A 12,511-nucleotide genomic window follows, 5' to 3' on the forward strand; every position below is an offset into this window, starting at 1 on the left:
CGTACCTTTGTAGCATGAGAGTAGTAATACAACGCGTACAGCATGCCAGCGTAACAATAGAAGGCACGTTACATTCCAAAATTGGTAAAGGTTATCTTATCCTATTAGGAGTGTGTGAAGAAGATACTTCTGAAGACGTGGAATGGCTGGTAAAAAAGATAGTAGGCCTAAGAGTCTTTGAAGATGAAAACGGAGTGATGAATCGTTCTATTATGGAAGAAGATGGTGAAGCACTCGTAGTAAGCCAGTTTACACTATATGCAAGCTATAAGAAAGGCAACCGGCCATCGTGGTTTCGTGCAGCCAGTCACGAGATTTCCATACCTCTATACGAGGAATTTTGCAGTAAGTTAAGTGAAGCGATGAACAAGCCTGTTGGCACAGGAGAATTTGGGGCAGACATGAAAGTGGAACTCTTGAACGATGGTCCTGTTACCATCTGCATGGACACTAAAAACAAGGAATAGCTAACAAATAGAAACAGATAAGCTTGATGATTAAAAGGTTTTTAACCGAAGAAAAGTGGTCAACTATAGCCTATATCTTAAACATAGTGGGCTTAGTGATGATCTTCACACGAAAATTATGGGATACATACAACCCATGGTATGGTTTAATAGGAGGGCTATTGATTGTGTTAGGCTTTAGCATCAACACATACATAGATTTCCCCCACCCTTTTCGTCAAGCAGAAACATCTAAAAAATTTGGGATTATATTTCGAATTTGCGCAATAATAGTACTCATCATCTTGCTTATCTATACAATATTTGAAGAACAGGCAGAACTATCTTTGAACATGTAAATACTTCTAAATAATGACTATAAAAGAAGCTCAAGAAACAGTTGACAATTGGATCAAAGAATACGGAGTACGTTATTTCTCCGAACTTACCAATATGGCTTGCCTAACAGAAGAGGTAGGTGAGCTGGCTCGTATCATAGCCAGGAAATATGGCGATCAGAGTTTCAAAGAAGGTGAAAAGTGTGACCTTAGCGACGAGATGGCCGATGTGTTATGGGTGTTACTGTGCCTTGCCAACCAAACAGGTGTGGACCTTACAGAAGCTTTGGCACGTAACCTTGCAAAGAAAACACAACGCGACGCCACACGCCACATCAACAATCCAAAGTTGAAGTAATAACTAAAAGTCATTGCCCCACCCCTCCCAAGGGGCAATATTTCATTTACAAATAAAAAAACAACAATAAAAAAAGAACATTATGGCAGAGAAACTGAACAACCAACAAGACGAGAACAAGTACGAAAAAGCTTTGAGTCTCTACAATTGTGAAGTATCCGACGAAGAAGTGCGTGACGCAGTCCGCAAGATAATCGCAGAGAAAGTTCATGAAAACGACAACCTTGAGGTGAAAAAATTCCTCATGGGTAGTGTTGAACTTACAACGTTGAAGACCACCGATTCAGAGGATAGCGTACTTGCATTTACCGAGCGCGTCAACCAGTTTGACGAGCAATATCCAGAACTACCCCATGTAGCCACTATTTGTGTCTATCCTTGTTTTGCTAAAACAGTTAGCGAAACACTTGAAGTTGATGGAGTAGAGATTGCCTGCGTGAGCGGCAGTTTTCCCTCATCACAGGCACTTATCGAGGTAAAGGTAGCAGAGACTGCCCTTGCAATAAAGGATGGTGCAACAGAGATAGATATTGTCATGCCAGTAGGAAAATTCCTAAGTGGCAACTATGAAGAAGTGGCAGATGAAATCTCCGAACTGAAGAATGTATGTGGAGAGAAGAAGATGAAGGTAATTCTTGAAACTGGATGCTTGAAAACAGCAGCCAATATTAAGAAGGCCTCTATCCTTTCTATGTATGCAGGAGCAGATTATATCAAGACCTCAACAGGAAAGTTAGAACCCGCTGCAACCCCGGAAGCTGCTTATGTCATGTGCCAAGCTATCAAGGAATATTATGATAAGACAGGCATCCAGATAGGTTTCAAGCCTGCTGGTGGTCTCAATACCGTCATGGACGCCATCACGATGTACACTATAGTCAAGGAAGTTTTGGGTGAAAAATGGCTCACCAACCAATGGTTCCGTATGGGCACATCACGCCTTGCCAACCTGCTTTTGAGCGAGGTGGTAGGTCATGAGACCAAGTTCTTCTAAAGGCGACGCTCTATCACGTAGTCAACATAGGCAGTCAAGGCATCCTTGACTGCCTTTTCATTTACGCTATTGTTGATGTAAGACATACATATCTTACTCATTTCCAACATCTTTTGTTCAGCATATTCAATACCGCCGTTATTCTTCGCAAACTCTACCAGTACCGCAATTTCATCCTTATTGACTGTGCCTTCTTTTACTTTACGTGCCAAAGTCAGCATCGACTCCATTGGCGTATGATTAAGTGCATATATTACAGGAAGCGTTAGCTTACCTTCCATCATATCGTTTCCTGTGGGCTTGCCAATTTCTTTAGAATCATAATAATCAAATATATCATCTCTGATTTGGAACATAACACCTAAAGTCTGTCCAAATTCGCCAGCTTTTTCTATTTCTTCATCGGATGCACCAGTAGATAAGGCACCGATTACGCAACATGCTTCAAAGAGCGCAGCCGTTTTCTGTTTGATAACCTGATAATAAACTTCCTCGCTAATCTCCTGATTTTGAATGCTCGACAGTTGAAGTATTTCACCTGCAGCAAGTGTCCGTCCGAGTTCAGAGAGGTTCTGCACAATACGTTTATTACCTGTTTTAGCAACATTGAGCAACGCAGTAGAAAGTATAAAATCACCCACAAGTACAGCTACCTTATTATTATAAGTAGCATTAACCGATGCCTGTCCGCGTCGTTCATCACTTTCATCCACCACATCATCATGCACAAGAGAAGCAGTATGCAGTAGCTCAAGACCTACAGCAGCATGCTGGGTCTCTAACGATACCTGCCCATAGTTCTTCGCTACGAGTAAAGTCAACATAGGTCTCATACGTTTTCCACCTCGTTGTCTGATGTGATCCAACACTTGAGAAAGCAAAGCTTCATCATGTTTGAGATTACTATTCATCAACTCAATAAAATCGTTGAGTTCCTTCTCTATTGGGTGCTTAATAAGTGATAAATGATCCATAATCGCAGAAATTTAATGCAAAAATAGTGAAAATCTCGCAGTAATGAGAAATTATTTAGTAATTTTACGCAGAAAATAGAAAATGTTATGAATAAACTATTCCTTTTAGACGCTTACGCACTGATATACCGTTCATATTACGCCTTTATCAAGAACCCGCGTATCAATTCCAAGGGGCTGAATACTTCAGCAATCGTAGGGTTTGTAAACACCCTCCAGGAAGTACTTACGAAAGAGCAACCCACACACATTGGCGTGGCATTTGACCCTCATGGACCCACATTTCGCAGCGAAGCATTCCCAGAATACAAAGCACAACGTGAGGCAACTCCAGAAGACATCCGCAAGTCTGTTCCCATCATCAAAGACCTCTTGCGCGCATGGAACATATCCATCCTTGAAGTTGATGGCTATGAAGCTGATGATGTGATAGGTACTTTGGCCACAAAGGCAGGCGAGTTGGGTGTTGACACCTATATGCTCACGCCCGATAAGGACTATGGCCAATTGGTGACAGAACACGTGCACATCTATCGTCCGCGACATGGCGGTGGTTATGAAGTAATTGGACCAGAAGAAGTGAAAGCCAAATACAACATCCCCTCGCCTACTGCTGTCATCGACTTGCTCGCCTTAATGGGCGATGCAGCCGACAACTTTCCAGGTTGCCCAGGTGTTGGAGAAAAGACAGCAGCCAAACTCATCGGCCAATTTGGAAACATCGACCAGCTCCTTGCCCATACCTCAGAACTGAAAGGTGCATTGAAGACAAAAGTCGAAACCCACGTCGATGACATCCGCCTATCACTTTTCCTCGCCACAATCAAAACCGATGTTCCCGTCGAACTCAACCTCGACGAATTGAAGGTGAGTCACCCCAATGAGGAAGAACTGGGTCGTTTACTCGAAGAATTAGAGTTTAAGAGCCTTGCCAACAAGATTCTTAAAAAATCTAAAAATACTCAAACATCTGCTAATCCTCAGCTCTCTCTCTTTGCAGAATTTGCGCCCGAGAGTGCGGAAAGCTCAAAATTTTCGAGTTTTGAGAGCTTAAAAACCACTCCTCACAAATATCATCTTGTTGATAATGAGGAAGAAATGCAACGCATTTGTGACTATTTTAGGACAGTTAAAATTATCAGTCTAGACACAGAGACCACTTCGACAACCGCAATAGACGCAGAACTCGTAGGTTTGAGCTTTGCGACAAAGGAACACGAAGCGTATTACGTACCAGTGCCAGCAGATAGAGCCGAAGCACAAAAAGTAGTTGAAATTATCCGCCCGATCTATGAGAGCGACAAAATAGTAAAGGTTGGACAAAATCTAAAATACGATTTGGAAGTGTTGCGCAACTATGACATTCATCTGCAAGGTCCGATGTTCGACACCATGATAGCCCATTATCTTCTCCAACCCGAACTGCACCACAACATGGACTACATGGCAGAAGCATATCTCCACTACCAAACCATCCACATCGACGAACTGATAGGACCGAAAGGAAAAAAGCAACGTTCGATGCGCGACCTCACTCCCGAACAGGTCTATGAATATGCTGCCGAGGACGCAGACATTACTCTTCAACTGAAAAACCATCTTGAGCCACAACTCAAAGAATATGGTGCTGACCGCCTGTTCTACGATATCGAGATGCCATTGATGCCTGTATTGGCAGAAATGGAAATGAATGGTGTATGTATTGATGCGTCATCATTGGCTGATACCTCATTACAACTTACCGAACGCATAAACACTATAGAACAAGAGATCTATACCTTGGCAGGCGAAACATTCAACATTGCCTCCCCCAAACAAGTTGGCGATGTGCTGTTTGGTAAACTGAAGATTGTTGAAAAACCCAAGAAAACCAAGACCGGACAGTATGTCACAAGTGAAGAAGTGCTCCAACAGTTACGCCACAAACACGAGATAGTAGATAAGATTCTGCAACATCGTGGATTGAAGAAACTCTTGGGCACCTATATCGATGCACTCCCCCGACTCATCAATCCCCGTACCGGCCACATCCACACCTCATTCAACCAGACAATCACAGCCACCGGACGCCTTTCGTCAAGCGATCCCAACTTACAAAACATACCTGTGCGAGGTGAAGATGGCAAAGAAATCCGTAAAGCATTCATCCCCGAACCTGGATGCCTTTTCTTCTCTGCCGACTATAGTCAGATTGAACTACGTGTCATGGCACATCTAAGTGGTGATGAAAACATGATTCGGGTATTCCGCGAAGGCAAGGACCTGCATGCTGCCACAGCTGCCAACATCTATAAAAAAGATATCAACGAGGTTACTCGCGATGAGCGCTCCAAGTCTAAGCGCGCCAATTTCGGAATTATCTACGGCATCACCGTGTTTGGTCTTGCCGAGCGTCTTGACATCGACCGTAGTGAGGCTAAACAACTGATAGACGGATACTTTGATACTTTCCCACAAGTGCATGACTATATGGAGAAGGCCAAAGCGCTGGCTCACGAACAAGGTTATGTCACTACCCTGTTTGGCCGTCGCCGCTATTTGCCCGACATCAATAGTGCCAATGCCGTGGTGCGCGGATTTGCCGAGCGCAATGCCATCAACGCTCCTATTCAGGGAACTGCAGCCGACATCATTAAGGTAGCAATGATACGCATCTTCCAACGTTTCCAACAGGAAGGCATCCGCAGCAAGATGATTCTCCAGGTACACGACGAACTCAACTTCTCTGTCTATCCTGAAGAGCGTGCGCAAGTGGAGCGCATCGTACTCGAAGAGATGCAAGGAGCCATCAAACTCCATGTTCCATTGGTAGCCGACAGCGGTTGGGGAGCCAACTGGCTTGAGGCCCACTAAACATCAGGCAAGAATCAATAGAACTCTAAACATTATCCTATAAATCAACAAACAAAATGAAAAGGAAACAACTCTTTCTGACCGTCACTACCCTATTGGTATGTTTGACCCTTACTGCAATGTTCACATCTTGCGGAGATGATGACTCAAAAACAGATGATTCTCAAAGCTGGATTTGCGGCAAATGGGATGTAAGCGTCGATGTCACCAACTACGAGAACAACAAGGTTGTTGAACACCGAACCGACAGAAAAGGTACAGCCAAGTTTGAAAGAAACGGCACCCTCAGTGGCTTTGAAGATTTCACGAAATGGAAACTTACCGCCAACACCCTGACCGTTAGCGGTTCGAAAGGTAACGTAAGCGAGAAAACTTTCAATATCTCAACAGATGCAAACAATCAAATCTTCACTTTCACCGAAGAGATAGAAACACTAAAGACAAATGACAGCACTTCTGCCAACGGCAAGATAGAAAAGAAATGCATCAAAGTGTATGTCTTCCGAAAAGACTACACTTACAGTTCTAACAAACAATAAGACCCTATCCATCGCCCGATGTGGATTCAACATCCTATCGGGCGATTATTTTATATCGGTCATAATTCCCACGAAAGTATATCCGCAAAACTTATATCTATTCGATGTCGCTCAGAAATAAAACAGATCGATATTCTTTTAATAACGCTTTGCCATGGTTTTCCAGACGTTTGGCAAAACGTATTGTCCAATGTTTGGCAAGGGTATTTCCTAAGGTTTGGCAAAGATATCGTCTAACGTTTGAAAAAGGTCTTTTCAAAGTTTGAAAAAGGTGTTATCCATCATTTGACAAAAGTATTATCCAACGTTTGATAAAAGTATTATCCAACGTTTGATAAAAGTGTTATCCAACGTTTGATAAAAGTATTATCAAGGTCTGAAAAAACGCTGATAAACTATAGTAAACCCATTTATACATCAATCGCTTAGCTGGTCCGTGTTGATGATAGATGGCAATCCGGTGGTCGATGTGTGGTCGAACTTTCAGACATCGACCACCACTTAAAGTTCTAATATACTGCACGTTATACTATAGGTATGGTCGAGTGGTCGAAATTTTCTGAAAACTAAAATAACTGCGTGCTGAGGTAGTAATACTTTCTTGGACGACACGGATTTACAATGATGCCCACAAAGCAACCTTGCTGCCGTCAATAGAAAACATGCTTATTATCAACCGACAACACATTTATTCGCCATGAAAATCAGCACAATAAGTGAAAGAAAAGGTATAAATGGAAATTTTGAACATTATGTAGTAATTTATGAATAGTATGATGTGATGGAAAAGTCGTAACTTTGCGCTCGATTAGTTATAGTTTAGAATATCAGAAGAAATATATCAAGCATAAGAAGATGAAAAAAGTATTGTTTTTTTGTATCGCTCTCTGTGCAATCACAATGGTCAAAGCACAGGAGACCCTTACGCTGAACCAGTGTTTGCAAATGGCGATAGACAACAATCTCTCGTTGAAAATCAGTCGAAATGAGGTTGCAAAAGGTAAACAAACCATTAGCGAAAACCGCGCCAAACTGTATCCACAGATCAATGCAGTGGCACAGCTCAACGACAACTTCACTCCACCAGTATCTGTCACCGATGGTTCGGCATACGGTAAGTCCTACAATGTGACCAAAACACTACAATACAATGCCTCAGCAGGTTTACAATTACAGATGCCCCTCTACAACCAAATGGTGCTTACAGCTATCGACATTTCCAAAACTGTTGACCATCTGAACCAGCTCTCTTATGAGAAAGCACGCGAAGATCTCATCGTGCAGACCGCCAAAGCCTATTATATGGCGCAAAACACATTAGAGCAAATTCGCTTGGTGAACGATAATATCAAGCGTTTGGAAGAGTTGCGCGACATCACCCAAGCATTCTACGACAACCAGATGAGCCTTGAAGTAGATTTGAAGCGCGTCAACCTCAATATCGAGAACCTCACCGTGCAGCGCGACAATGCCGTTGCCATGCTCGATCAGCAATATACCATGCTAAAATATGTCATCGACTATCCTGCCGACAAGGCCATCCAAGTGACCGACATGGAGCCTGCCAAGATAGAGGAAGTGAAGGCCAACGGCCTCAATACCGGCCTCTACGAACTGCAACTGCTTGAGAAGAAAAAGGAATTGACCAAGAAGCAAACCAAGCTAGCCAAAGACGGCTATCTTCCCACACTAAGCCTTACCGGCTGTCTGATGTACTCAGCTTTCACCGATAAGTTTGAACATTGGTTCCATTCGGGCGATTCCAACCATTGGTATGGCTCCAACGGTTTAGGCCTTCAGGTGCGCGTTCCCATCTTCGACGGTTTTGAGAAACGCTCTAAAATCAGACGTGCCAAGATAGAAGAAGACAATGCACGTATCGGCTATGAAAATGCCCTGAAAGGCATGCAGGCCAACTATATCAATGCTGTCAGCGAAGTAAACAACTGCCAACGCAACTACAAAAAGCAGTCAGACAATTATCTTTTGGCACAAGATGTATATAGCGTGACCGCCGACCAATATAAAGAAGGCGTCAGTTCGATGACCGCAGTACTCCAAGACGAGATGCGTATGAGCGAAGCCATGAATAATTATCTTACAGCCTGCTATAGCTATAAGATAGCCAACCTGTCACTTCTCAAACTCACCGGTCAACTGGACCAAGTGAAATAAAGCCATTTTCAAACTATATTATCATACAATAACAACGAACAAAACAAAACGAAGATATGGAAAACAAGGAAAACAAAGAAAATAAAGAAATGGAAAACGTAGAAACAGTACAGGAAGAAAATGCCAAGGAGTTTAAGAAGCTCAGAGGCCGTCGCCTCGTAGTCAGTCTTATCGGCATTGCCATTCTTGCCTATGGCCTATGGAAAATCGGCTGTCTCTTCTTCGATTACTCTTCCAATGAGTCGAGCAACGATGCCCAGATAGAGCAGTATATCTCTCCCGTTAACCTCCGTGCATCAGGCTACATAGCCAAAGTTTGTTTCAGAGAGCATCAAGAAGTGCATAAAGGCGACACCCTGCTCATTCTCGACGACCGAGAATACCGCATCCGTCTGATGGAGGCAGAGGCTGCGCTGAAGGATGCTTTGGCTGGCGCCAACGTCATCGATGCCACCAAGCAAACCACCGAGACCTCGGCATCTATCTATTCTGCCTCTATCGATGAGATAGAAGTGCGCCTCGCCAAACTTGCCAAAGACTGCGAACGCTACCGCAATTTGGTGGCCAAGAAAGCCGCAACCCCAATCCAACTGGAACAACTGGAAGTGGAATATGCCGCCACGAAAAAGAAACTCGAAGCCGCCAAGAAGCAACAAGCTGCTGCTTATAAAGGCGTCAACGAGGTGACCACTCGCAAACAAAACGTTGCTGCCGCCATCGAGCGTGCTCAGGCAGCAGTTGAAATGGCCAAGTTAAACCTCTCCTACTGTGTTGTTGTGGCCCCTTGCAACGGTAAATTGGGACGCCGATCTATTGAGGAAGGCCAGATGGTCAATGCAGGAACCACCATCACCTATATTGTCCCCGACAATCAGAAATGGGTGGTAGCCAATTTCAAGGAGACCCAGATAGAGCACCTCTACGTAGGTCAGAAGGTGCGTATCAGCGTAGATGCTATGCACGACAAGGAGTTTGAAGGCACCGTTACCGCCATTTCCGGTGCCACAGGCGCTAAGTATTCACTTGTTCCTACCGACAATTCTGCCGGCAACTTCGTAAAGATTCAGCAGCGCGTGCCAGTACGCATCGACTTCACCAATATCAGCAAAGAGGACAATGCCCGCCTTGCCGCAGGTATGATGGTAATCGTCAAAGCCCAGAGAAAATAGTAAGATGTCGGAAAAGTATAAGAATTATCCGTTCTACAGTTGGGTGCCGAAACCACTTGGCATCATCTTTATGATCATCCTCTTCGTACCGATGATCACTATGGGTGGTGTCTATGCCGCCAACAGCGGTGAGATGATGAGCGGACTCGGCATCCAGTCGGAGTATATCGTCTTTGCCAGCTTCTGCACCTCAATAGGTATGGCAGCATTTTCGCCATTCTTCTATGACTTGGTGTGTATCCGACGAGAGAAGATGATGTGTATCGTAGGCTTCTCCATTCTCTTTCTGCTGAGTTATGTCTGTGCTATGACCGAATCGCTTTTCATTCTCGGTTTGTGCAGTCTGCTCATGGGTTTTGTGCGCCAAACACTATTGATGGCCCATCTCTTCGTACTCATCAAGTATGCTTTCGGCATAGAAGCCACACGTAATCTCACACCAGGTTGTGAACCTACAACAGAGGAAGGTTGGGATGCTGCAGATAGCGAAAAGATGGTATCACAACCGGTCATCTACCTTTTCTTTATGATTATCGGACAACTCGGAACATGGCTTACAGCTTGGTTGGCCTACGCTTACGAGTGGCAGTATGTCTATCATTTCATGATGGCATTTATGCTTGCAGGCATCATCATCGTATTCTTCACCATGCCCTATCATGAATATGCACTGCCAAAATTCCCCATATCCTTTTCAAAGTTTGGCAATGTCACGGTGTTCAGCGTTATGCTTTGCTCGTTTGTCTATGTCATGGTGTTTGGCAAAACATTAGACTGGTTTGACGACAAATCCATCTGCCTCTCCACACTGATATGCATCGTCTTTACGGGGTTGTTTATCTATTTGGAAGCCTCACGCCGATCACCTTATTTCATCATGGAGGTATTTAAAGTAAGGGTCGTCAACTATGGTATCATGCTGTTCTTTCTGCTGATGTTATGTAATTCAAGCAGCATGTTCGTCAATGTGTTCACCAATGTCAGCATGAAGATAGACAACTGGCAGAATGCCACTTTGGGCAATTGGGTAATGGTGGGCTATACCGTTGGACTCATCTTTGCCATTATAGCCAGAGCCAAAAACGTCCACTTGAAATGGATGTATGCCCTTGGATTTGTATTTATCGGTGCATACGCCCTCTTCATGTATTTCGAGGTTCAAAACGATGGAATGTATGAACGCATGAAGTGGCCCGTCATTATCCGCTCCACCGGAATGATGTTGCTCTATTCGCTGATATCCACTATTGCCAACCAACGCATGCCCTATCGATTTATGTCCACCTGGGTATGTATCATGCTCACCGTGCGTATGGTCATTGCACCAAGTATCGGTTCTGCACTCTATAGTAATGTGCTTCAGTACCGTCAACAGTATTATGTCACACGCTTCGCACAGGATTTCGATCGCACCAGTATCGAGACTGCCACCACCTACGACCAAACAATTCGGGGCATGCAGCATCAAGGCAAGAACGAGACCGAAGCACAACACATGGCAGCCATGAGCGTCAAGGGTAAGATTCAGGTGCAAGCCACGCTGACCACCATTAAGGAGATGGCCGGCTGGACTTTCTATGGGTGTATGGCCTGTGCGCTACTGATGCTTATCATCCCTTGGCGCAAGCGCAATCTGAAGGAACTCACTCGCGAATATTTGCTCAAGAACGTAGATGTCAGTTCACTTGGGGCAAAATAAGAGTGGGGCAAAATATCAAAAAAAGCAAGACTTTCATCGGGAAAGAATGATATTTTTGTTATCTTTGCACCAAATAAGGTCATGGGAACGGTCATCGTTCTCATGACTTGGGCAAAGAAACAATAAATGGAACTGACCGAAAACATCATCATCTGCAACGCCAGCACCTTTCCCCATTGGCTGACCGAACCCTTCTATTCCGACTATGTGGGTATAGTGGTTTGTCATCAGGGAACGTTTCATTTCTGTGTAGATGGCACTTCATATACTACTAAAGCAGATGAAACCGTATTCCTGTCAAAGGGCATCATGCTTCAAGTGACAGAAAGTTCTTCCGATTTACAGTTCACTTTACTCTTCTACCACAGCGAAAACATACGCCCCATGTTAGGCAATACCGTAGTCACCATGCGCCTCTATGCCACCATCTATCCTAAAGCATGCCACATTATCCATACAGGTTTTGAGAATATGCTTGCTTCTTATGCCCGCATGTTGCAGGCATTGGAGCAGCAAGAAGACACCAGTCCGTATAGTGCCTACGAAGAAAAACTCCTATTGCTGGCAGTCACTTACCGACTATGCAGTATCTTCTCCATGTCGTATAAAGTTGCAGGCAAGGATATGGCACGTAAGATAGAAATCTTCGAGTCGTTGCTCAAGCTCATTGAAGACAACTACATGCGTGAACGCAGTGTGGCATTCTATGCCGATCAACTGTGTCTTACACCAAAATACTTATCTGTCATGGTGAAATCGCTATGCGGAAACACTGTTCAACAATTGCTCTTCAAAGCCATTATCCGCCGTAGCATTTTCCTTATGAAGAATACCAATATGTCGATTCAACAGATTTCCTACGAGTTGAATTTTCCCAATGCTTCCACCTTCGGCACATTCTTCAAAAAGCACACGGGACTTTCACCCAAACACTACAGAATGGCTACAGAATAAGCTGTGTAGCCC

The 12,511-nt window shown here is 44.0% G+C and carries 10 protein-coding genes; 9 read left to right on the forward strand and 1 reads right to left on the reverse strand.

Going from position 1 to position 12,511, the window contains the following annotated elements; all coding sequences use genetic code 11:
* Positions 1-14: 14 nt before the first annotated feature.
* The 3 genes from dtd (at position 15) to deoC (ending at position 2,136) form a co-directional block, all read left to right on the forward strand.
* Positions 15-467 carry a D-aminoacyl-tRNA deacylase gene (dtd, locus tag CIK90_RS05605; protein WP_094434852.1) on the forward strand — a complete coding sequence of 151 codons (453 nt, stop codon included), beginning with the start codon at positions 15-17 and terminating at the stop codon, positions 465-467.
* Between the two features lie 351 nt (positions 468-818).
* The gene (locus tag CIK90_RS05615; RefSeq protein WP_094389982.1) at positions 819-1,142 is read left to right on the forward strand and encodes a nucleotide pyrophosphohydrolase; all 324 of its coding nucleotides are present in this window, start codon (positions 819-821) and stop codon (positions 1,140-1,142) included.
* An 82-nt stretch (positions 1,143-1,224) separates the two neighbouring features.
* Positions 1,225-2,136 carry a deoxyribose-phosphate aldolase gene (gene deoC / locus CIK90_RS05620; protein WP_094440107.1) on the forward strand — a complete coding sequence of 304 codons (912 nt, stop codon included), beginning with the start codon at positions 1,225-1,227 and terminating at the stop codon, positions 2,134-2,136.
* Here deoC and CIK90_RS05625 read toward each other — a convergent pair.
* The gene (locus CIK90_RS05625; protein WP_094464553.1) at positions 2,133-3,110 is read right to left on the reverse strand and encodes a polyprenyl synthetase family protein; all 978 of its coding nucleotides are present in this window, start codon (positions 3,108-3,110) and stop codon (positions 2,133-2,135) included. The genes deoC and CIK90_RS05625 overlap by 4 nt on opposite strands.
* A gap of 87 nt (positions 3,111-3,197) precedes the next feature.
* Between CIK90_RS05625 and polA the strand changes: the two genes are divergently transcribed.
* From polA to CIK90_RS05655, 6 genes are all read left to right on the forward strand, one after another.
* Positions 3,198-5,963: a DNA polymerase I gene (gene polA, locus CIK90_RS05630; protein WP_094464554.1), complete on the forward strand. Its 2,766-nt coding sequence runs from the start codon at positions 3,198-3,200 to the stop codon at positions 5,961-5,963.
* A gap of 56 nt (positions 5,964-6,019) precedes the next feature.
* Positions 6,020-6,502, forward strand: coding sequence for a hypothetical protein (locus tag CIK90_RS05635; protein ID WP_094449308.1), 483 nt, complete (start codon positions 6,020-6,022; stop codon positions 6,500-6,502).
* Between the two features lie 855 nt (positions 6,503-7,357).
* Entirely contained in the window at positions 7,358-8,677 is a 1,320-nt protein-coding gene (locus tag CIK90_RS05640) for a TolC family protein (RefSeq protein WP_094464555.1), read from the forward strand.
* A 56-nt stretch (positions 8,678-8,733) separates the two neighbouring features.
* The gene (locus tag CIK90_RS05645) at positions 8,734-9,846 is read left to right on the forward strand and encodes an HlyD family secretion protein (RefSeq protein WP_094389988.1); all 1,113 of its coding nucleotides are present in this window, start codon (positions 8,734-8,736) and stop codon (positions 9,844-9,846) included.
* A gap of 4 nt (positions 9,847-9,850) precedes the next feature.
* On the forward strand, positions 9,851-11,545 hold the full coding sequence (locus tag CIK90_RS05650) for an MFS transporter (RefSeq protein WP_094434866.1): 1,695 nt from the start codon (positions 9,851-9,853) through the stop codon (positions 11,543-11,545).
* Between the two features lie 126 nt (positions 11,546-11,671).
* The gene (locus CIK90_RS05655) at positions 11,672-12,499 is read left to right on the forward strand and encodes an AraC family transcriptional regulator (RefSeq protein ID WP_094464556.1); all 828 of its coding nucleotides are present in this window, start codon (positions 11,672-11,674) and stop codon (positions 12,497-12,499) included.
* Positions 12,500-12,511: the final 12 nt, after the last annotated feature.

Origin of the sequence: Prevotella sp. P5-126 (genome assembly GCF_002251185.1) — a bacterium.
In the GTDB taxonomy this organism is placed as follows: Bacteria; Bacteroidota; Bacteroidia; order Bacteroidales; family Bacteroidaceae; genus Prevotella.

Bases quoted from the DNA above. Each gene is read 5' to 3' on its own strand.
- CIK90_RS05645 (WP_094389988.1), top strand. From the start codon at position 8,734: ATGGAAAACAAGGAAAACAAAGAAAATAAAGAAATGGAAAACGTAGAA.
- CIK90_RS05640 (WP_094464555.1), top strand. From the start codon at position 7,358: ATGAAAAAAGTATTGTTTTTTTGTATCGCTCTCTGTGCAATCACAATG.
- CIK90_RS05625 (WP_094464553.1), bottom strand. From the start codon at position 3,110: ATGGATCATTTATCACTTATTAAGCACCCAATAGAGAAGGAACTCAAC.
- CIK90_RS05615 (WP_094389982.1), top strand. From the start codon at position 819: ATGACTATAAAAGAAGCTCAAGAAACAGTTGACAATTGGATCAAAGAA.
- polA (WP_094464554.1), top strand. From the start codon at position 3,198: ATGAATAAACTATTCCTTTTAGACGCTTACGCACTGATATACCGTTCA.
- CIK90_RS05635 (WP_094449308.1), top strand. From the start codon at position 6,020: ATGAAAAGGAAACAACTCTTTCTGACCGTCACTACCCTATTGGTATGT.
- CIK90_RS05655 (WP_094464556.1), top strand. From the start codon at position 11,672: ATGGAACTGACCGAAAACATCATCATCTGCAACGCCAGCACCTTTCCC.
- deoC (WP_094440107.1), top strand. From the start codon at position 1,225: ATGGCAGAGAAACTGAACAACCAACAAGACGAGAACAAGTACGAAAAA.
- CIK90_RS05650 (WP_094434866.1), top strand. From the start codon at position 9,851: ATGTCGGAAAAGTATAAGAATTATCCGTTCTACAGTTGGGTGCCGAAA.
- dtd (WP_094434852.1), top strand. From the start codon at position 15: ATGAGAGTAGTAATACAACGCGTACAGCATGCCAGCGTAACAATAGAA.